Source organism: Streptomyces sp. NPDC005423, assembly GCF_040606415.1.
GTDB lineage: Bacteria > Actinomycetota > Actinomycetes > Streptomycetales > Streptomycetaceae > Streptomyces.
Window position 1 is genome coordinate 1 of sequence record NZ_JBEXET010000052.1, and the last position, 20,087, is coordinate 20,087.

The following is a 20,087-nucleotide window of genomic DNA, read 5'->3' on the forward strand; positions in this document are numbered from 1 at the left end:
GAGGACCCCGACCTGCCCGCGTACTTCTTCGCCGCCACCCCCGTCGACCAGCTCGCCGACCTGCACCTCCGGCTCGACCGCCGGACCTGAAGGGCCGGACGCCGCGGCGTCCGGCCCTTGGCCGTGTCCGGCCCGGTGAATCGGCCGGTGCCGATCGGCGTGAAGGTGCGTCGTGGTGCGGGTGGTCGTGGTGCCGGCGGTCGGGGTGTCAGTCGCCGTCCGGGCGGGGGCCGCGGGGGCCGCCGAGTTCCACGGCCGTGCAGCGCCAGCGGAGGTCCGCTCCCTGTTCCAGCCGGAAGGCCATCGCGCGGAGTTGGTCGCCGGCGCCGATACGGGCGAAGGCTTCCACGGCGCCCGTGCGCGGCACGTAGTAGCCGATGTCGCGGACCACGGGCCGGGTGCCCCGGAGGGTGCGCAGCGGCCCGATCTCGGCGAGGCGGGCCAACTCGTCGTAGGCGCGGCCCGCGGTGTGCCGGAGCATCCAGTGCACGGGCCGCTGACCGCTCAGGACGGCCAGCAGCCGGTCGGCGAAGACATCGGTGGGCCGCGGCTGCGGGACGGGCCCACGCGCCCGCCCGGCGGGCAGGGCGCGGGACGGCCGGGTACGCGCACCGAAGCTGGTGCCGGAGCCGGTCGCGGTGGCCGTACCTGTGCCTGCACCACCCGTGCCGGTGCTTGCGCCGGTGGCGGAGCTGACGGCCGTGCCGATGGCCAGATCCGTACCCGTACCCGTGCCGCCGACCGCGTGGCCCGGCGCGGCGGCTGTCCCGCCAGCGGACCCGGGGGCCGTCCCGCCGACAGCCGTACCGGACCCCGTACCGGACCCCGTACCGGTGCCGGTCGGCGTCCCGTCGGGGGTCGTCCGGGATGTCCCGGCGCCCGGTGTGCGGGGTGATGTGCCGCCGGGGCGGCGGGGGTCGCGGCGGGCCGGGGGGCGGGTGGACGGGTGCTGGGCCGACCTGGTCATGACCTTGTTCATGCGTGTCCCCGCTCAGTGCGCCCGGAACGTACCGGGAAGTAACTTGTTGGTCGGAGACCTTGTACGACGCCGCGCACCAGGACGGCAAGGACCCGGTGGGACGCGTCGGGGGGCCGGGAAGGTTCACTTATCCGAGTGACCGGGCCGTGCCGGAGCCCATGGGCTCGGGGGTGTGCCGGGTGAATCCCGGGCGCCGGGTGGACGCCTCCGCGGCTCTGGGCGGGGACTCGATCGGGGACTCCCGCACGTATCCTGAAGGCCCTCCCGGAGACGCGGCACCGCGCTCCCCGAGGCCCTCTCCGACTACGAAAGCGGCAGCCATGCGCGTCTACGTGCCCCTGACCCTCCCCGGTCTCGCCGAGGCGTACAGGACGGGCGAGTTGGGGGCGGGAGGGTTCGTCGCGTACGCCGTCACACCCGCGCTGCGCGAGTGGTACCTCTCCGAGGACATCGAGGAGCTGGAGTACGCGGCGCTCAACCGGGCCGCGTTCGCCTCGCTCCGGCTGCTCGCGGCCGAGCCGGACGCGGTGCGCCGCCGGGTCGTGGTCGCCGTCGACGTACCCGACGGCACGGCGCAGGCCGACCCGGAGCGCGGGCTCGACCCGGCGGCGCTCGGCGAGGTGCGGGTCACCGGCACCGCGAGCCTGGCGAGGGCCGCCGCGGTCCACGTCGACCTGGCCGACGCGCAGCGGGACGTGGCCGCCGCCGCCGAGGCGCTGGCGGCGGCGGACCGGGGCGACGACGACGCGCAGTCCGTCGTGGACGACGCCGAGGACCACGAGCTGCTCTGGTACGCCACGCAGGAGATCCCGAACCTGGTCGGCCTCGCCGACTGAGCCTCCTGCACCCCTGTGACCTGCGGTTCTCCTGATTGTCAGTGGCGGCGGGTACTTTTTCCGACATGGGGATGCAAGCAAGCGCGCACATCGTGTGGGACTGGAACGGCACGCTGTTCCACGACAACACGGCGATCATCGGCGCGACGAACGCGGCCTTCGCCGAGCTGGGCCTGGCGCCGATCACGATGGAGGAGTACCGGGCGCTGTACTGCGTGCCGGTGCCGAAGTTCTACGAGCGGTTGATGGGGCGTCTTCCGACGGACGCAGAGTGGCTGATCATGGACGAGATCTTCCACCGTTACTACGCGGAACACCGGCTCACCTGCGGGCTGACCGAGGGTGCCGCGGAGCTGCTCGCCGGCTGGCGCTCGGCGGGGGGCAGCCAGTCGCTCCTCAGCATGTACGTGCATGACGAACTGGTGCCGCTGGTAAGGGAGTTCGGCATCGAGCCGCACTTCATACGGGTCGACGGGCGCACCGGCCCCTCGGGCGGCAGCAAGGCCGAGCACATGGTGCGTCACCTCTCCGCACTGACCGGGGTCGATCCCGCGCGCACGGTCGTCATAGGGGACGCGGCCGACGACGCGGTGGCCGCCCTGCACGTGGGGGCGCGGGCGGTGCTCTACACCGGCGGTTCGCACGGCCGGGCCAGCCTCGAAGCGGTGGGCGTGCCCGTGGTGGACTCGCTGGCCGAGGCCGTCACGGAGGCGGAGCGGCTGGCGGCCTGAGAAAGGTCCTGCCCCGCCCGGCCGGACGCCGGTCGGCCGTAGGACGGCCTCCCGGTACGGCGGTCGGGGCCCGCGCGCTTTTGTGCAGAACGTCGAAGTCGCACCCCCGGTTCTGTACACATACGGGTCATGACGACCCCCGGGTGAGGGGCGATAGCCTTGTGGCGTGATCAGCGCGATAGTTCGCGGGGGCACCATCGCCTCTGCTCCGCGCCCGGTGAGCACGGACGACATCCGTGACCGGGCGGCGGTCGCTGGTCCTCGCGGGCGGGACGGAGCTCTAAGGGCTTCCAGGACGCCGTACACACCACGGGAACAGGCGCCGCAGAGAGCAGGGTCACACCCCGTGAGCGTGTCGAGAATGGCTGATAACCCTCCGCTCATCTCACCTTGCGGCATAGCGTCGGAGCAGACCGGAGACCCCGGGCCGTGGCGTCGAGCCGCAGGGGAAGAGACCGTACTTCCTTCTACGTCACGCAACGGCGCGCGACAGGAGTCAGAGGACAATGCAGACCAAGCTGGACGAAGCCAAGGCCGAGCTGCTCGAAAGGGCTGCCCGGGTAGCTGAGAACAGTCCGGCCGGGGGCCACCTACCGACCGGGACGACGGACGAGAGCACCCCGGACCGGGACACCGTGTTCGCGTTCCTCCAGCGCTACTACCTGCACACCGCCCCGGAGGACCTCGGCGACCGCGACCCGGTCGACGTCCTCGGAGCCGCCTACTCCCACTACCGGCTGGCCGAGACCCGCCCCCAGGGGACGGCCAGCGTGCGGGTGCACACCCCGACCGTCGAGGAGAACGGCTGGACGTGCAGCCACTCCGTGGTCGAGGTGGTCACCGACGACATGCCCTTCCTCGTCGACTCGGTCACCAACGAGCTGACCCGGCAGGGGCGCGGCATCCACGTCGTCATCCACCCGCAGATCGTGGTCCGCCGCGATCTCACCGGCAAGCTCATCGAGGTGCTCACCACCCCGCCCCCCGGCGAGCTGCCGCACGACGCGCACACCGAGTCCTGGATCCACGTCGAGATCGACCGCGAGACCGACCGCGCCGACCTCAAACAGATCACCGCCGACCTCCTGCGGGTCCTCTCCGACGTCCGTGAGGCCGTCGAGGACTGGGAGAAGATGCGGGACGCCGCCCTGCGCATGGGCGAGGAACTGCCCACCGAGCCGACCGCCTCCGACCTGCCCGGCGACGAGGTCGCGGAGGCCCGCGAGCTGCTGCGCTGGCTGGCCGCCGACCACTTCACCTTCCTCGGCTACCGCGAGTACCAGCTCCGCGAGGACGACTCCCTCGCCGCCGTCCCCGGCACCGGCCTGGGCATCCTGCGTTCCGACCCGCTGCACGGCGGCGACGACAGCCACCCCGTCAGCCCCTCCTTCGAGCGGCTCCCGGCGGACGCCCGGGCCAAGGCCCGCGAGCACAAGCTGCTCGTCCTGACCAAGGCCAACAGCCGCTCCACCGTGCACCGGCCGTCGTATCTCGACTACGTCGGCGTGAAGAAGTTCGACGCGAACGGCGAGGTCGTCGGCGAGCGCCGCTTCCTCGGGCTGTTCTCCTCCGCCGCCTACACCGAGTCCGTGCGCCGTGTGCCCGTCATCCGGCGCAAGGTCGACGAGGTGCTGCGCGGCGCCGGCTTCTCGCACAACAGCCACGACGGCCGCGACCTGCTGCAGATCCTGGAGACGTACCCGCGCGACGAGCTGTTCCAGACGCCGGTCGACGAGCTGCGGACCATCGTCACCTCCGTGCTCTACCTCCAGGAGCGCAGGCGGCTCCGTCTCTACCTGCGCCAGGACGAGTACGGCCGCTACTACTCCGCCCTCGTCTACCTCCCGCGCGACCGCTACACCACCGGCGTGCGCCTGCGGATCATCGACATCCTCAAGGAGGAACTCGGCGGTAACAGTGTCGACTTCACCGCCTGGAACACCGAGTCGATCCTCTCCCGGCTGCACTTCGTGGTCCGCGTGCCGCAGGGCACCGAGCTGCCGGAACTGTCCGACGTGGACAAGGACCGGATCGAGGCCCGGCTGGTGGAGGCCGCGCGGTCCTGGGCCGACGGCTTCGGCGAGGCGCTCAACGCCGAGTGCGGCGAGGAGCGCGCCGCCGAACTGCTGCGCCGCTACGGCAACGCGTTCCCCGAGGGCTACAAGGCGGACCACTCCCCGCGCGCCGCCGTCGCCGACCTGGTCCACCTGGAGCGGCTCACCGAGGACCAGGCCTTCGCGCTCAGTCTCTACGAGCCGGTGGGCGCCGCCTCCGACGAGCGCCGCTTCAAGATCTACCGCAAGGGCGGCTCGGTCTCCCTCTCCGCCGTCCTCCCGGTCCTGCACCGGCTCGGCGTCGAGGTCATGGACGAGCGGCCGTACGAACTGCGCTGCGCGGACCGGACGACGTCGTGGATCTACGACTTCGGGCTGCGGATGCCCAAGGCGCCCGGCGGCGGCACAGGCGACCATCTCGGCGAGGACGGCCGCGAGCGGGTGCAGGAGGCGTTCGCCGCCACCTGGACCGGCAAGGCGGAGAACGACGGCTTCAACGCGCTGGTGCTCAGCGCCGGGCTCAACTGGCGTCAGGCGATGGTGCTGCGGGCGTACGCCAAGTACCTGCGGCAGGCCGGTTCCACCTTCAGCCAGGACTACATGGAGGACACCCTCCGCAACAACGTCCACACCACCCGGCTGCTCGTCTCCCTCTTCGAGGCGCGGATGTCGCCGGACCGGCAGCGGGCCGGCCGGGAGATCGTGGACGCCCTCCTCGAAGAGGTCGACGCCGCCCTCGACCAGGTGGCGAGCCTTGACGAGGACCGGATCCTGCGGTCCTTCCTGACCGTCATCAAGGCCACCCTGCGGACGAACTTCTTCCAGAAGACGCGGGACGGGCAGCCGCACGCCTACGTGTCCATGAAGTTCGATCCGCAGGCCATCCCGGACCTGCCGGCCCCGCGCCCGGCGTTCGAGATCTGGGTGTACTCGCCGCGCGTCGAGGGCGTGCACCTGCGCTTCGGCAAGGTCGCGCGCGGCGGGCTGCGCTGGTCGGACCGGAGGGAGGACTTCCGGACGGAGATCCTCGGCCTGGTCAAGGCGCAGATGGTGAAGAACACCGTCATCGTGCCGGTCGGCGCCAAGGGCGGCTTCGTCGCCAAGCAGCTGCCCGACCCGGGCGTGGACCGTGAGGCGTGGCTCGCCGAGGGCATCGCCAGCTACCGCATGTTCATCTCGGCGCTGCTCGACATCACCGACAACCTGGTGGCCGGCGAGGTCGTCCCGCCCTCGGACGTCGTACGGCACGACGAGGACGACACCTACCTGGTGGTCGCCGCCGACAAGGGCACCGCGACCTTCTCCGACATCGCCAACGAGGTCGCCCAGAGCTACGACTTCTGGCTCGGTGACGCGTTCGCCTCCGGCGGCTCGGCCGGCTACGACCACAAGAAGATGGGCATCACCGCGCGCGGTGCCTGGGAGTCCGTCAAGCGGCACTTCCGGGAGCTGGGGGTGGACACCCAGAGCGAGGACTTCACGGTCGTCGGCGTCGGTGACATGTCCGGTGACGTGTTCGGCAACGGCATGCTCCTCAGCGAGCACATCCGGCTCGTCGCCGCCTTCGATCACCGGCACATCTTCATCGACCCGAACCCGGACGCGGCCGTCTCCTACGCCGAGCGCCGCCGGATGTTCGCACTGCCCCGCTCCAGCTGGGCCGAGTACGACACCGGCCTGCTGTCGCCCGGCGGCGGGGTCTTCCCGCGCTCGGCCAAGTCGATCCCCGTCAACGGCCACATCCGCGAGGTCCTCGGCATCGAGGAGAAGGTCTCCAAGATGACGCCGGCCGATCTGATGAAGGCGATCCTCAAGGCGCCGGTCGACCTGCTGTGGAACGGCGGCATCGGCACCTACGTCAAGGCCAGCACCGAGACGCACGCGGACGTCGGCGACAAGGCCAACGACGCGATCCGCGTCGACGGCGCCGACCTGCGCGTCAGGGTCGTCGGCGAGGGCGGCAACCTGGGCCTGACCCAGCTCGGCCGGATCGAGTTCGCCCAGCACGGCGGCAAGATCAACACGGACGCCATCGACAACAGCGCGGGCGTGGACACCTCCGACCACGAGGTGAACATCAAGATCCTGCTCAACGGCCTGGTCACCGACGGCGACATGACCGTCAAGCAGCGCAACAAGATCCTCGCCGAGATGACCGACGAGGTCGGCTCGCTCGTCCTGCGCAACAACTACGCGCAGAACACCGCGATCGCCAACGCGCTGGCCCAGTCCAAGGACATGCTCCACGCCCAGCAGCGCTTTCTGCGCCACCTGGTCCGCGAGGGCCATCTCGACCGGGCGCTGGAGTTCCTGCCGACCGACCGCCAGATCCGCGAGCGGCTCGCCCAGGGACAGGGCCTGACCGGTCCCGAGACGGCCGTCCTGCTGGCGTACACGAAGATCACGGTCTCCGACGAGCTGCTGCACACCTCGCTGCCCGACGACCCGTATCTGCGCACCCTGCTGCACGCCTACTTCCCGACCGCGCTGCGCGAGAAGTTCGCCGAGCGGATCGGCACCCACGCACTGAGCCGCGAGATCGTCACGACGGTCCTGGTCAACGACACGGTCAACACGGGTGGTACGAGCTTCCTGCACCGGCTGCGCGAGGAGACGGGGGCGTCCCTGGAGGAGATCGTCCGGGCACAGACCGCGGCCCGCGCGATCTTCCACGCGGCCGAGGTGTGGGACGCCGTCGAGTCCCTGGACAACAGGGTCGAGGCGCCCGTCCAGACCCGTGTCCGGCTGCACTCGCGGCGGTTGTGCGAGCGCGGCACGCGCTGGCTGCTCAACAACAGGCCGCAGCCGCTCCAGCTCGCCGAGACGGTCGACTTCTTCGGCGACCGGGTCGAGCAGGTCTGGTCCCAGCTGCCGAAGCTGCTGCGCGGCGCCGACCTGGAGTGGTACCAGCAGATCCACGACGAACTGACCGGCGCCGGCGTCCCGGACGAACTGGCCACGCGGGTGGCCGGGTTCTCCTCCGCCTTCCCTGCACTGGACATCGTCTCGGTGGCCGACCGCACGGGCAAGGAGCCGATGGACGTGGCCGAGGTGTACTACGACCTCGCCGACCGTCTGCACATCACCCAGCTCATGGACCGCATCATCGAGCTGCCCCGCGCCGACCGCTGGCAGTCCATGGCCCGCGCCTCCATCCGCGAGGACCTCTACGCGGCGCACGCGGCCCTGACCGCCGACATCCTGGCCGCCGGCGACGGCACCTCGACACCGGAACAGCGCTTCAAGGCGTGGGAGGAGAAGAACGCGGCGATCCTCGGCCGGGCGCGTACCACCCTGGAGGAGATCCAGGGTTCGGACTCCTTCGACCTGGCGAACCTGTCCGTGGCGATGCGCACCATGCGCACCCTCCTGCGGACGCATTCGTAGTCCCCACCAGATCGCCCCGCACACAAGGGCGCCCCGGGCCGGTGAGCAATCGGTCCGGGGCGCTTTTCTTGGTCGGCCTTTGCGGTACTCGAACGGTCGGCTTACCGTCGTCCGCTATTGCTTGGGGCGTGACTGTGAATCTCATCGAGGACCGCACGACCGCCCCCGAGCGGCCGGTCCGCCAGGCCCGGCAGGTCGTCCTGGAAGTCGCGAAGTTCGGGATCGTCGGCGGCAGCGGCGTCCTGGTGAACTTCGCGGTCTTCAACGCCCTTCTGCACGGCCTGCGTTGGCCCGCGATGCTCGCGACGGTCCTGGCCAGCTGCGTCGCGATGGGCGCCAACTACCTCGGCTTCCGCTATTACACCTACCGCGACCGGGACGCCCCCGGCGGCCGCCGCATCGCGCTGTTCTTCGCCTTCAGCGGCATCGGCGTCCTCCTGGAGAGCGGCCTCTTCTACGTCGGCTACCACGGCCTGGGCCTCCACGGACCGCTCGAAGTGAACGTCGTGAAGGCCCTGTCCATCGTCCTCGCCTCCGCCTTCCGCTTCCTGGTCTATCGCACCTGGGTCTTCCGGGACGAGGCGTCCTAGCCGCCCCGCGTCCCAGCTGCCCGGCACCCCGGGGTCAGGCGGCTTTGGCCCGGGCCCTGGGCTTGTCGGCGCCGCCGGTGAACGCTTCGTAGGCCTCCAGGACCTCCTCGGTCGGGCCGTCCATCAGCAGCTCGCCGCGCTCCAGCCACAGCACCCGGTCGCAGGTGTCGCGGATCGACTTGTTGTTGTGGCTGACGAGGAAGACGGTGCCCGCGTGCTGGCGCAGCTCGCGGATGCGTTCCTCGGAACGCCGCTGGAAGGACCGGTCGCCCGTCGCCAGCGCCTCGTCGATGAGGAGCACGTCGTGGTCCTTGGCGGCGGCGATGGAGAAACGCAGCCGGGCGCCCATGCCGGAGGAGTACGTCCGCATCGGCAGGGTGATGAAGTCGCCCTTCTCGTTGATCCCGGAGAAGTCGACGATGTCCTGGTAGCGCTCCTTGATCTGTTCCCGGGACATGCCCATGGCCAGACCGCCGAGGAAGACGTTGCGCTCGCCGGTCAGATCGCCCATCAGGGCCGCGTTGACGCCGAGGAGCGAGGGCTGGCCGTGGGTGTAGATGTGGCCGTTCTCCACGGGGAGCAGGCCCGCGACGGCCTTGAGCAGCGTGGACTTCCCGGAACCGTTGGTCCCGATCAGGCCGATCGCCTCGCCCTTGTACGCGATGAAGGACACCTTCTTGACGGCGTGCACCCGGCGCACACCGGCCGCCTTCTCGGTCTGCTTGCGGCGCATCATGCGGTTGAGGGCGGCGGTCGCGGTGCCGCGTCCGCCGCCGGTCCCGTTGACCCGGTAGACGATGTCGACGTTCTCGGCGATGACGGTGGGGATCAGGTCGCCGGCGCCCGCGGGGGCGGCGTCGTTGAGGTGCTCAGCCACGGCCGTACGTCTCCTCAGCCTTCCAGAAGTAGATGAATCCGCCGACACCGGCGACCAGCGCCCAGCCGACGGCAGCCGGCCACACGTGCGGGGGCAGCTGGTGCGCGTGGAAGCTGTCGATCAGCGAGAAACGCATCAGGTCGATGTAGACGGCGGCGGGGTTGGTCTCCAGCAGCACCGTCACGAGGTGCGGCAGGTGGTCCTTGTTGGTCAGCTTGTCGATGCTCCACATGACGCCCGAGACGTACATCCAGGTACGCAGCACGAACGGCATCAGCTGGGCGATGTCCGGGGTCTTCGCACCCATCCGGGCCATGATCATCGAGACGCCCGCGTTGAACGTGAACTGGAGCACCAGCACCGGGACCGCCAGCAGCCAGGAGGCGCTGACCGGCACGCCGAAGCAGAGCAGGATCACCACCAGGGCGGCCATCGAGAACAGCAGCTGCTGGAGCTGCTGGAGCGCGAAGGAGATCGGCAGCGCGGCGCGCGGGAAGTGCAGCGCGCGGACCAGGCCGAGGTTGCCGGAGATCGCCCGGGTGCCCGCCATGATCGAACTCTGCGTGAACGTCCAGATGAACACGCCCGTCACCAGGAACGGGATGTAGTCCGGCACACCGCGCTTGGTGCCCAGCAGGATGCCGAAGATGAAGTAGTACACCGCCGCGTTCAGCAGCGGGGTCATCACCTGCCAGACCTGGCCCAGCTTCGCCTGGCTGTACTGCGCGGTGAGCTTGGCGGTGGCGAAGGCGGTGATGAAGTGGCGCCGCGCCCACAGCTGGCGGACGTACTCGGGCAGGGTGGGGCGGGCGCCGCTGACCGAGAGCCCGTGGTGGGCGGCGAGCGCCGCGAGGTCGTCTTCGTCGGCCGGGGCCGACGAAGGGGGCGGTGTGTCGAGGACCTGGCTCACATCCGCTGCTTTCGCTCGGGGGGAGGGGGTGGTGCGTGCGTCCGGCTGCCGTGTTCCCGTTACCCGCCGTTTGCTTACGCTTCTCTTCACGTTTTCTTACGTCGGGACGGGACCGTATCGTCGCAACGTGAGAGTAGGGCGTCACGGCGTCGGAACGCAACCGTTTCGTCGCGACGAATCCGAGGAGCGAAACGCCCCGTCTCGTCGGGACGCAACCGTTTCGTCGCAACGCCCCTATGCTGGACCGCATGACGACGAACGCCGACGAGCCCCAGACGCGTCCGCGCCGCCGCACCCCCGCCGGGGCGGCCGTACTGCGCGAGGATGTGACCGACGCCATCCGCGCGGCCGTCTTCGAGGAGCTCGCGTCCGTCGGATATGCCCGGATGTCGATCGAGGGCATCGCGCGCCGCGCGGGCGTCGGCAAGACGGCGGTCTACCGCCGCTGGCGTTCGAAGCTGCACCTGGTCCTGGACGTCGTGTCGGCGATCGCGGTGATGGGCCTGCCCGCGCCCGACACCGGCTCCCTGGAGGGCGACCTGCGGCTGCTGTTCGAGGTGACGGCACGCGCGCTGCGCCACCCCGTCGCCTCGCAGATCATCCCGGACCTCCAGGCCGAGGCGGCCCGCAACCCGGAGATCGCCGAGGCCATGCAGAAGACGCTGCGGGAGGGCCAGGAGGGGGTCGCCACCGGCATCATCGCGGCGGCCGAGCGCCGCGGCGAGATCCGTCCCGGTATAGACGAGGACCTGGCCCTCGACCTGATCTCCGGCCCCCTGTACTGGCGCTCCGTGGTCATCCGCGGCACGAAACCCCCGAAGGGCTACCTCGCCGCACTGGCCCGGGCGACGACGGAGGCACTGAAGGCGCTGTAGGCGCCGGGCAGGGGGGAAGCGCGGGCAGTGGGGAGGCGCGGGCAGCAGGTGCCACAAGGCAGCGGGCCGCCGCTGGGCAGCCGGACGCGCGGGCAGGCACGGAGGTGCGGGCAGGCGCCGGGAGGCAGGAGGCGCGGGGAGGCAAAGGAGCGCGGGGACGTAGTAATGCGCCGGGAGGCGCGCGAGGCAGAGAAGCGCGGGGAGCTACGGCGGGACGCGCGCCCCTCCCCGCCTCTACCCGCTCCCCGCCTCTACCTGCACTCCACCTCTACCTGCACCCCGCCTCTACTCCGACCGACCCCTACCTCCACCCCCCTTCACCCCGTGGCCCGTCCGTCAGCCGCGTGCCGCCTCCGGGTGTCGCCGTACCCAGCCCGCCCACGCCGACGTGATCATGTCCTGGACGTCGTGCCGGGCCTTCCAGGCGAGTTCGGTGGCGGCGCGGTCGGCGGAGGCGACGACACGGGCCGGGTCCCCGGGCCGGCGCGGGTCGACCACCGGGGGACGGTCGTGACCGGTGACCGCGTTGACCACATCGATCATCTCGCGGACCGAAACGCCCTCCCCGCGTCCGATGTTGAGGGTGAGGTCGCGGCCCAGGGCGGCGGCCAGGGCGCGGGCGGCGGCGACGTGCGCCTCGGCCAGATCCACCACGTGGATGTAGTCGCGGACACAAGTGCCGTCCGGGGTCGGGTAGTTGTCGCCGAAGATGCGCGGGGGCGCGTTCTCGGTGAGCCTTTCGAAGATCATCGGGACGAGGTTGAAGACGCCGGTGTCGGCGAGTTCCGGGGTGGCCGCGCCCGCCACGTTGAAGTAGCGCAGCGACGCCGTGGCGAGGCCGGTGGCCCGGCCGGTGGCGCGCACCAGCCACTCACCGGCCAGCTTCGTCTCGCCGTACGGTGACATCGGCGCGCACGGGGTGCGCTCGGTCACGAGGTCCACGTCCGGCACCCGCTCGGCGGCACCGGTGGACAGGTCGTCGTAGACCACCGTTCGTTCGCCCGCCGCGGTCAGCGCGCGGACGACGTGTGCTCCGATGTAACCGGCGCCGCCGGTGATCAGCCAGGTCATGTGCGGCGTCCCCCTCTGTCTGTCGTCCACGGCGGCGTGCGTGGTGCGTGGTGCGTGGTCTTCGCGCTCAGTCAAGCAGCCGTCGCTCAGGCCCGGGAGCCCGCCGGGGCGGGGCGGGGGGAGATGCCGTGCGGGCCGACCGGGCGGAGGGGGTCGCGGGGTGTGGGGGCCGGGCGGCCGGAGCGCCACAGGCGGACGAAGGAGAGGACGGCCGCCGCGCCGAGCAGGCCGTTGCGTACGACCATGAGCGCGCAGCCCGTCCAGGTGCCGCCGATGACCTCGCCGTAGAGGACGGGGTAGATGACGGTGCTGACGGCGCTCGCCGCGGCGATCAGCGCCGTCACCGGGCGTTGCCGGGTCCGCCGCGAGGTCAGGCAGACGGCGGCCAGGCCGAGCAGCCAGATCATGTACTGGGGGCTGATCACCCGGCTGGTGACGGTGAACAGCAGCACGGCGCTCAGCGCCGCGTCGTAGGGCGTGGCGTCGGTCCAGTGGCGGGCCCGGACCCGCCACAGCAGCAGGAGGCCGAAGGCGACGGCGGTGAGCGCGAGGGAGAGACGGGCGACGGTCGCGACGTACGGTCCGGTGTACTCCATGGCGCCGTACTGGTAGCGCACCCGGCCCGGCCAGCCCGCGTGGGTCGCCAGGCCGAGGACCGTGCCGCCGAACGACTCGATCTGCACGCCCCGGCCGTCCTGCTGGCGGAGGAAGGCGAAGGGGTGGTCGAACAGGACGACGAGGGCCGTGAGCGACAGGGACGCCATGCCCGCGGCCGACAGCCAGGCCGAGCGCGTGGGGCGTCCCTTGGGCGTTCCCAGCAGCACCAGCGCCGGCCACACCTTCACCAGGGTGCCCAGGGCGGCGAACGCGCCGCACGCGCGCGTGGAGCGCGACAACGTCAACAGGGAGATGACGGCGAACGCCGTGACCTGCACGTCGTAGCGGGCCAGCGGGACGTGCAGCAGCAGGGGGAGGCCGCCCGTCCAGTAGGCGGCGCCGCGCAGCGAGCGGCCCGGACGGCTGCCCGCGCGGGCCAGCGCCAGCGCGATCAGCGCGTCGGCGGCGAGGGTGAGGACGACGAACCCCTGGAAGTACGTCAGCTCCGGGAGCAGCGCGGGGCCCAGCAGCACCGGCCCGGCGCCGGGCGGGTACTGCCACAGCCGGTCGTGCGCCGGGAAGGAGCCGTGCGCCAGGAGGCCGTACCAGTGGTGGTACAGCCGCCACACCTCGCGGGCGACCGCGCCCTTGCCGAGGAAGGGCAGGGTGCTGTGGGCGAGCAGCCACAGCATCAGGGCGCGGGTGGCCAGCCAGGCGGCGGAGAGGGACAAGAGGCGACGTTTCATCACCGAGGATCGTAAGGTCGTCGTATGCCGCGCGGTGGCTGATACGCCGTCAATGGGCGGTAAGAGATCGTTAATAGCACAAAATCGGGCCCGTGAAGAACGTGAAGAGTGCTGCGGTCGCCGTGGCTGTGCCCGCGGCCGTGATGTGCGGGCTGGGTCTGTGGGGGATCGACCGGGGCGGCATGTGGCGCGACGAGGCGGTCACCGCCCAGGTCGCCCGCCGTTCGGTGCCGCAGATCTGGCGGCTGCTGCACGGCGTGGACGCGGTGCACGGCGTGTACTACCTCCTCATGCACGTGGTCCTCGCGGTGCGCCCCGGGGAGGTCGCGCTGCGGCTGCCCTCCGTGGGCGCGGCGGCGCTGACGGCCGGCCTGGTCGCCGCGATCGGGGCCCGGCTGGCCCGGCCGAGGGTCGGACTGTGGGCCGGTCTGCTGTACGCGGTCACCCCGATGACCGGCCACTACGCGCAGGAGGGCCGGTCGTACGCGCTGGTCGCGGCGGGCGCGGCGGGCGCGACGCTCCTGCTGCTACGGGCCCTGGAGGGGCGCTCGTGGTGGCCGTACGGCCTGGTCGTCGCGGCCACCTGTCTCCTCCACGAACTGGCGGTCCTGGTGCTTCTCGCCCACGCCGTGACCCTCGCCCTCGCGCGGGTGCCGGCCCGGACCTGGCGCGGCTGGGCGTACGCGGGCGGGGGCGCGGTGCTCGTCCTGCTGCCGTTGGCGGTGGTGTCCCACGGGCAGGCGCGGCAGGTGGCGTGGCTCACCGCGCCGGACGGGGAGCAGGTCAGGATGTTGCTGCACGCGTTCACGGGCCCGACGAGAGCGGTGCGCTGGACGTACGCCGGACTGGTCGGCGCGGCCCTGGCCGAGGGGTGGCGGCGACGGCCGTCGGTGGTGGGCGTGGCGCTGCCGTGGGCGGTGCTGCCGCCCGCGCTGCTGATGACGGTCTCCCAGGTGCGCCCGCTCTACGACGACCGTTATGTGCTGTACGCGCTCGCGGGTGTGCCGCTGCTGGCAGCGGCGGGCGCGGACCGACTGGTCACCGCCGCGGGGCGGCTTCGGCGCGCGGCCGGTTCCGGGGCGTACGCCGCTTTCGGGGCGTGTACCGGTTCTCGCGGCGGAGTCGATACGAGCGCTGGCCCCGGTACGCGCGCCGGAGCCACCCCGGTCCCCGTTCTCCGCGCCCTCCGCGCTGTCCCCGTCCTCCGCGTCCTCCGCGTCGTTCGCGTACTCCGCACCCCCCGTCTTCCCCTCGCCGCGCTTCTCGGTGCCCTGGCCGTCGCCCTCTCCTTCGTGCACCAGTTCCCGGCACATCGCGAGGACCGCTGGGCCGGGCACCGTCCCGACAACCTGGCCGCCGTATCCGCGCTCGCCGCGCGGGAGTTGCGCCCCGGCGACCCGGTGCTGTTCCTGCCCGCTCTCGGGCGGCGGTCGGAGGCGGCGTATCCGGGCGGCTTCCGCAAGGGGCGGGACGTGGCGCTCGCCACGCCGGGTGCCGAGTCCGGGACGCTGTACGGCCGGGAGGTGGGCGTCCGGGCGCTGCGCCGCCGGCTCGCGCCGTTGGACCGGCTGTGGGTCTTCGCCGAGCCGTACGCCCTGGACTCGCCCTGGTATCCGAGCGATCCGACCGAGCGGCTCAAACTCACGGTGGTGGGCGAGGAGTTCGTGCCCCAGGAGCAGTTCGTGCGCCGGGGCGTGACCCTGCGGCTCTATGTGCGGCGGCCGACTGCCGTCCGGCCGGCCGACGGAAGTGCGGCCGACAGGGATGCGGCTGACGGGGATGCGGTCGGTGGGCGTGCGGTCAGCGGGGATCCTGCGGTGTCGCCTGGGCCGCCGCGTCGAGCGCCGTGGTGAGCTGGTCGAGGCGGGCGCGCAGATCGCGGATCCCGTCGAGGTCGAAGCCGGTCGCGCCCAGGATGTGGCGCGGCACCTCAAGGGCCCGCTCGCGCAGCTCCGCGCCCTGCTCGGTGAGCCCCACCTCGACCGAGCGCTCGTCGCGCGCGCTGCGCTCCCGGCGTACCAGGCCCGCTGTCTCCAGCCGCTTGAGCAGCGGGGAGAGGGTGCCGGAGTCCAGGCGCAGATGTTCGCCGAGTTTCTTCACGGGCAGGTCGCCGTGTTCCCACAGCACCAGCATGACCAGGTACTGGGGGTAGGTGAGCCCGAGGTCCTTGAGGAGTACGCGGTAGACGCCGCCGAAGGCGCGCGAGGCCGCGTTCAGGGAGAAGCAGATCTGCTGGTCGAGCCGGAGCCAGTCGGATGTGGGCGCGTTCATGTCTTCCAGGATAGCTCTTGCGGGCCATTTAGTTGTGCACAATTAAGTTGTGTGCTCTACTTACTCCGTCGCACCGCAGCACCGAACTTCCGAGAGGGATGGTTTTCCATGGACGCGCTGTACACCGCTGTCGCCACCGCCACGCACGGCCGCGAGGGCCGCGCCGTCTCCAACGACGGCAAGATCGACCTCGCGCTGGGCATCCCGGTGGAGATGGGCGGCAACGGCCAGGGCACCAACCCCGAGCAGCTGTTCGCCGCCGGTTACGCGGCCTGTTTCGGCAGCGCGCTGGGGCTCGTCGGCCGGCAGGCCAAGGTCGACGTCACCGACGCCGCCGTGACCGCCGAGGTCGGCATAGGCAAGCAGGGCGAGGGCTTCGGCCTGAAGGTGACCCTCCGGGTGGAGCTGCCCGACACCGTGGACGAGGAGACCGGCCGCAAGCTCGTCGAGACCGCCCACCAGGTCTGCCCCTACTCCAACGCCACCCGCGGCAACATCGAGGTCGACCTCGTCATCGAGTAACCCCTCCGTACGACACACGGCACACAGCACACGACCCGCGCCGCGACCCGTCAAGGGCGCGGCGCGGGTCGCGTCCGGGCACCGCCTCACCGCAGCGAGTGTGCCCGTTCGGCCTTCATCTGTGGTGGCACCGCCGCCCGGCCCTGGACGACGGGCTCCAGCAGCAGCGGCACCCCCACCACCGGCAGCAGCCACGCGAGCACGATCAGCCGGCCGCCCCACACGGTGATGTCGGGATGCGCGGCCTGCGTGAGGATGCCGGTGAACGCCGCCGCCAGCAGACAGACCCCGAACGCCGGCCGCCGCAGCGCACCCCACGCACCGGTCGCCAGCGCCGCCGCGAAGAGTGGTTCCCACAGCTGCCGTCGGGTCCACTCCACCCAGAAGTCCGCCTCCAGGTGCAGGAATTCGGGCCAGAGACGGGTCCGGTCGGGACGGGCGTAGTGGTCGGTGAGCAGATCCTGGAGGCTGTCGGTCTGGGACGGGTAGTGGAGCGCCTTCGCCAGCAGCAGCGTGCCGAGGACGGCCGCGCAGCCCAGTACGGTGATCGCCGCCACCCCGCGCCCGGGAACCCGCCCGCACCGCCGTCTCCGTACGCCGATCAGGGCGCCGGCCGCCGCCAGGCACACCCCGAGGAACAGCGCCTGCGAGTGCTTCACCGCGAAGAGGACGAGCAACGAGCCGCCGATCAGGGCGAGTCCGGCCCGCGCCCGCTGCCGGGTCAGCACCAGGGCGCAGCCCCACACCGCCGCCAGGGTGAGCGCCAGCATCAGGCCCTCGGTCATCGGGCGCATCGCGGTCGTCCCGCACGGCAGGACGTAGAAGAGGACCTGTCCGGTCAGGGCTAGGGGCAGGGGTACGGAGAGGGTGCGCAGGATCAGGAAGGCGAGGATGCCGCCCGCGACCGCCGCGACGACACTCGCCGTCCACAGTCCCCAGGTGATGCCGAACACCGTCACGAACGGAACCAGGAAGACCGGGTATCCGGGCCGCGCCTCGAAGATCCGCATGAACCGCTCGGACATGAACGGCAGCGTGTGCCCGCCCTGTCCGGCGTGCGTCCGTTCCTTCAACTGCCGCCACTGCTGGGCCCGGCAGCCGGCGGTGAAGCGCGCGGTCGGGTCCGGGTCGTGGAAGTCCAGGACGTTCACGCTCTGCGCGCGGCGGGCCAGTGAGGCCCGGCCCCGGCAGGCGTAGTCGATGGTGAGGACGGCGGTCTCGTGCCGGCTGTGGCCGCTCAGACTGAGCGCGTACGCCAGGTAGTTCTTCGTGTCGGGGGTGGCCCGGACGGTGACGTTGGCGAGTTGCAGCAGCGAGAAGACGGCGGCGACGAGGAGCACCCAGCTGCGCGCGGTCAGGGCGGCACGGCGCAGGGGGAGGCGACCGGCGGAGAGCCGGCGCACGGTGGCCCGGCTCATGACGACACGACCAGGCCGTGACCGGAGGCCGGGGCGGGCACCCGGGCCGTCGTCTCCGGGGGCAGCCACCCGTCCTCGCCGAGCAGCAGCGTCCGTACGACCCGTTCGGCGGCGTGTCCGTCGTCGAACTCGCAGAACCGCGACCGGAATGCGGCCCGCAGCCGCGCCGACTCCCCGTCCGCCCAGGCACCGGTGGCGAACAGCTCCGCCAACTCCCGGTAGCAGCGCGAGACATGACCCGGCGGCTGGGCGGTGATGTCGAAGTAGGCACCCCGGCTCGCCGTGTACGCCGGCCAGTCGTCGGCGTGCAGCACGATCGGCCGGTCGAGCAGGGCGTAGTCGAACATCAGGGCCGAGTAGTCGGTGAGCAGGACGTCGGCGGCGAGCAGGACGTCCTCGACGTCCGGTACGTCGGTGGCGTCGACGAGGATGCCCCGCCGGTGCAGTTCCGTCAGGCCCGTCCCGCGCGCCGGGCCGGTCGCGAGCCCGGGGTGCAGCCGTACCACCAGGGTGTGCTCCGGACCGAGGCCGGCGGCGAACCGGGCCAGGTCGATCCGGTCGGTATGGCCGCCCCGGACGTACTCGCGGTGGGTCGGCGCGTACAGCACGACCGTCTGCCCGGCCGGGATGCCCAGCCGGGCGCGGACCGCGCGGCCCGCCTCGGGACCCGCGTTCACCAGGGCGTCGTTGCGCGGGCTGCCGGTACGCAGTGAGGTGAAGTGGCAGGGGTAGGCGCGCTCCCAGACCAGTTCGGAGTGGCGGTTGGCGACCAGGCTGTAGTCCCAGCGGTCGGCGCGGCGCAGTATCTGCGGTACGTCGACACCGTGCCGGGCGCCCGGCTTCTCCAGCAGGTCGGCCGCCATGTACTTGAGCGGGGTGCCCTGGTGGGTGTGGACGTGGACGCTGCCCGGCCGTTTGGCCGGCAGCGCGGGCCAGTTCACGTTGTTCACGAAGTACGTTGCCCGCGCCAGGAGTTGGCGGTGACGCAGGGTGTCGGGCAGGACGTGCTCGACGTCCGGCGGCAGCAGCGCGGCCTGTTCCTCGTCGCGGACCACCCACACACCGCGCAGGTGCGGGGCGATCTCCCGGGCCTTGCGGTAGATCGCCCCGGGGTCGCCCAGGACGCCCTGGTGGGAGAAGGCCGAATAGACCGCGAGGTGCGGGTCGAGCGGACGCCTGGCGTGCAGTGACGACCAGCCGCCCCTGATCCGCCCCGCCGCCGACCTCCGCACCGGCGCCGCGCGCCGCGCGATCTCGCGGCGGCCCCGTTCCGCCTGCCGCCTGACCCGGTACAGCGCGTAACTCCCCTCCAGGACACGGAGGTCGGCGTCCACGGCGGTGTCCGCCGGCCGGTGGGCGCGGAACAGCGCGGCCGTACGGCGGAAGAACTCGGCCTTGTCGGACGGGGGCAGCCGGTCCGGCTTGGCGAGGATGTCGAGGCAGTGCTCGGCCATCTTGCGGTGCAGGCAGGGCCGCCAACTCGTCAGCTCGGGGCGGGAGTCGAGGAAGGCGAAGACCCGCTCGTACTGGTCGTGGATGTCGAAGTGCTTGCGGCTGGTGGTGGAGAGGATGTTGCCCTGGCGGCGCTGGCGGTAGTGGAGGCAGATCCGGTCCAGGGCCGCGACGCGCTCGGCACTGAGCAGGACCGGGAACGTCCAGGGGGTGTCCTCGTAGTAGCCGGGCGGGAACTCGAAGCCGTGCTCGTGCACGAACGCGCGCCGGTAGACCTTGTTCCACACCACCATCAACAGGTCGAGGAACTCGGGGTGTTCGGCGACGGTGAAGGTGCCCTCGGCCGCCGCGAGGACGTGCGCGAGCACATTGCGCCGCGTGCCGCCCCACCAGTAGGTGCGCGCGTAGTCGAAGACCAGCACGTCCGGGTCGCCGCTCTCGTCGAGCCGGTCGGCCATCGTGCCCAGGGCGCCCGGGGTGAGGGTGTCGTCGCTGTCGAGGAAGAGCAGGAAGTCGCCGGTGGCATGGGGCATTCCGGCGTTGCGGGCGCGGCCCAGGCCGACGTTCCGCGGCAGGTGCAGCACCCGTACTCGTGGGTCGAGGGCCGCGTACTCGTCGAGGATCGCGCCGCAGCCGTCCGGCGAGCAGTCGTCGACGGCGATCACCTCGATGTCCCGGTACGACTGGTCGAGCACCGAGTCGAGGCACTCGCGCAGAAAGCCCTGCACCTTGAAGACGGGGACGATGACGCTGAAGCGGGGCACGTCGGGG

Annotated in this window: 15 protein-coding genes; 7 read left to right on the forward strand and 8 right to left on the reverse strand. The window is 71.7% G+C overall.

The genetic code is table 11. The annotated features are described in order from the left end of the window. Positions 1 to 208: 208 nt before the first annotated feature. Entirely contained in the window at positions 209 to 979 is a 771-nt protein-coding gene (locus tag ABZT12_RS34235) for an Rv3235 family protein (RefSeq protein WP_356392032.1), read from the reverse strand. 320 nt (positions 980 to 1,299) lie between these two features. Between ABZT12_RS34235 and ABZT12_RS34240 the strand changes: the two genes are divergently transcribed. From ABZT12_RS34240 to ABZT12_RS34255, 4 genes are all read left to right on the forward strand, one after another. After that, a complete protein-coding gene (locus ABZT12_RS34240; RefSeq protein ID WP_356392035.1) occupies positions 1,300 to 1,815 on the forward strand; it encodes a hypothetical protein in 516 nt (171 codons plus the stop codon). A 65-nt stretch (positions 1,816 to 1,880) separates the two neighbouring features. Further along, positions 1,881 to 2,546: an HAD family hydrolase gene (locus ABZT12_RS34245; protein WP_356392038.1), complete on the forward strand. Its 666-nt coding sequence runs from the start codon at positions 1,881 to 1,883 to the stop codon at positions 2,544 to 2,546. A 506-nt stretch (positions 2,547 to 3,052) separates the two neighbouring features. Further along, on the forward strand, positions 3,053 to 7,987 hold the full coding sequence (locus tag ABZT12_RS34250) for an NAD-glutamate dehydrogenase (protein WP_356392041.1): 4,935 nt from the start codon (positions 3,053 to 3,055) through the stop codon (positions 7,985 to 7,987). A 128-nt stretch (positions 7,988 to 8,115) separates the two neighbouring features. Continuing rightward, positions 8,116 to 8,577 (forward strand): GtrA family protein, encoded by a 462-nt coding sequence (locus ABZT12_RS34255; RefSeq protein WP_356392044.1) that lies wholly within the window; start codon positions 8,116 to 8,118, stop codon positions 8,575 to 8,577. Between the two features lie 34 nt (positions 8,578 to 8,611). On the opposite strand, the gene ABZT12_RS34260 is transcribed toward ABZT12_RS34255, so the two are convergent. Both ABZT12_RS34260 and ABZT12_RS34265 read right to left on the reverse strand, forming a co-directional pair. Further along, positions 8,612 to 9,454, reverse strand: a complete 843-nt coding sequence (locus ABZT12_RS34260) for an ABC transporter ATP-binding protein (protein ID WP_356392047.1) — start codon at positions 9,452 to 9,454, stop codon at positions 8,612 to 8,614. After that, the gene (locus tag ABZT12_RS34265) at positions 9,447 to 10,364 is read right to left on the reverse strand and encodes an ABC transporter permease (RefSeq protein ID WP_356392050.1); all 918 of its coding nucleotides are present in this window, start codon (positions 10,362 to 10,364) and stop codon (positions 9,447 to 9,449) included. The genes ABZT12_RS34260 and ABZT12_RS34265 overlap by 8 nt, the downstream gene beginning before the upstream one ends. 236 nt (positions 10,365 to 10,600) lie before the next feature. Here ABZT12_RS34265 and ABZT12_RS34270 point away from each other — a divergent pair, with 236 nt between their 5' ends. Further along, positions 10,601 to 11,239, forward strand: coding sequence for a TetR/AcrR family transcriptional regulator (locus ABZT12_RS34270; protein ID WP_356392053.1), 639 nt, complete (start codon positions 10,601 to 10,603; stop codon positions 11,237 to 11,239). A 336-nt stretch (positions 11,240 to 11,575) separates the two neighbouring features. Here the strand turns inward: ABZT12_RS34270 and ABZT12_RS34275 are convergent, their stop codons facing one another. Beyond that, the gene (locus ABZT12_RS34275; RefSeq protein WP_356392056.1) at positions 11,576 to 12,310 is read right to left on the reverse strand and encodes an NAD-dependent epimerase/dehydratase family protein; all 735 of its coding nucleotides are present in this window, start codon (positions 12,308 to 12,310) and stop codon (positions 11,576 to 11,578) included. Positions 12,311 to 12,396: 86 nt separating this feature from the next. Then, complete coding sequence (locus tag ABZT12_RS34280; RefSeq protein WP_356392058.1) at positions 12,397 to 13,653, reverse strand: glycosyltransferase family 87 protein; 1,257 nt, start codon at positions 13,651 to 13,653, stop codon at positions 12,397 to 12,399. Positions 13,654 to 13,796: 143 nt separating this feature from the next. Here ABZT12_RS34280 and ABZT12_RS34285 point away from each other — a divergent pair, with 143 nt between their 5' ends. Further along, on the forward strand, positions 13,797 to 15,506 hold the full coding sequence (locus ABZT12_RS34285; RefSeq protein WP_356392118.1) for a glycosyltransferase family 39 protein: 1,710 nt from the start codon (positions 13,797 to 13,799) through the stop codon (positions 15,504 to 15,506). Here the strand turns inward: ABZT12_RS34285 and ABZT12_RS34290 are convergent. Then, positions 15,454 to 15,924: a MarR family transcriptional regulator gene (locus ABZT12_RS34290; RefSeq protein ID WP_356392061.1), complete on the reverse strand. Its 471-nt coding sequence runs from the start codon at positions 15,922 to 15,924 to the stop codon at positions 15,454 to 15,456. The two genes, ABZT12_RS34285 and ABZT12_RS34290, sit on opposite strands and share 53 nt — an antisense overlap. Before the next feature lie 108 nt (positions 15,925 to 16,032). Here ABZT12_RS34290 and ABZT12_RS34295 point away from each other — a divergent pair, with 108 nt between their 5' ends. Continuing rightward, positions 16,033 to 16,446, forward strand: coding sequence for an organic hydroperoxide resistance protein (locus ABZT12_RS34295; RefSeq protein WP_356392064.1), 414 nt, complete (start codon positions 16,033 to 16,035; stop codon positions 16,444 to 16,446). Positions 16,447 to 16,532: 86 nt separating this feature from the next. Here the strand turns inward: ABZT12_RS34295 and ABZT12_RS34300 are convergent, their stop codons facing one another. Together ABZT12_RS34300 and ABZT12_RS34305 are read right to left on the reverse strand one after the other, a co-directional pair. After that, entirely contained in the window at positions 16,533 to 17,786 is a 1,254-nt protein-coding gene (locus ABZT12_RS34300) for a hypothetical protein (RefSeq protein ID WP_356392121.1), read from the reverse strand. Positions 17,787 to 17,860: 74 nt separating this feature from the next. Further along, a complete protein-coding gene (locus ABZT12_RS34305; RefSeq protein WP_356392067.1) occupies positions 17,861 to 20,080 on the reverse strand; it encodes a CDP-glycerol glycerophosphotransferase family protein in 2,220 nt (739 codons plus the stop codon). Positions 20,081 to 20,087 lie beyond the last annotated feature (7 nt).

Excerpts from the sequence above, each read along its gene's own strand:
- ABZT12_RS34270 (WP_356392053.1), top strand. The coding sequence starts at position 10,601 with ATGCTGGACCGCATGACGACGAACGCCGACGAGCCCCAGACGCGTCCG.
- ABZT12_RS34240 (WP_356392035.1), top strand. The coding sequence starts at position 1,300 with ATGCGCGTCTACGTGCCCCTGACCCTCCCCGGTCTCGCCGAGGCGTAC.
- ABZT12_RS34280 (WP_356392058.1), bottom strand. The coding sequence starts at position 13,653 with ATGAAACGTCGCCTCTTGTCCCTCTCCGCCGCCTGGCTGGCCACCCGC.
- ABZT12_RS34290 (WP_356392061.1), bottom strand. The coding sequence starts at position 15,924 with ATGAACGCGCCCACATCCGACTGGCTCCGGCTCGACCAGCAGATCTGC.
- ABZT12_RS34250 (WP_356392041.1), top strand. The coding sequence starts at position 3,053 with ATGCAGACCAAGCTGGACGAAGCCAAGGCCGAGCTGCTCGAAAGGGCT.
- ABZT12_RS34245 (WP_356392038.1), top strand. The coding sequence starts at position 1,881 with ATGGGGATGCAAGCAAGCGCGCACATCGTGTGGGACTGGAACGGCACG.
- ABZT12_RS34295 (WP_356392064.1), top strand. The coding sequence starts at position 16,033 with ATGGACGCGCTGTACACCGCTGTCGCCACCGCCACGCACGGCCGCGAG.
- ABZT12_RS34275 (WP_356392056.1), bottom strand. The coding sequence starts at position 12,310 with ATGACCTGGCTGATCACCGGCGGCGCCGGTTACATCGGAGCACACGTC.
- ABZT12_RS34285 (WP_356392118.1), top strand. The coding sequence starts at position 13,797 with ATGTGCGGGCTGGGTCTGTGGGGGATCGACCGGGGCGGCATGTGGCGC.
- ABZT12_RS34235 (WP_356392032.1), bottom strand. The coding sequence starts at position 979 with ATGAACAAGGTCATGACCAGGTCGGCCCAGCACCCGTCCACCCGCCCC.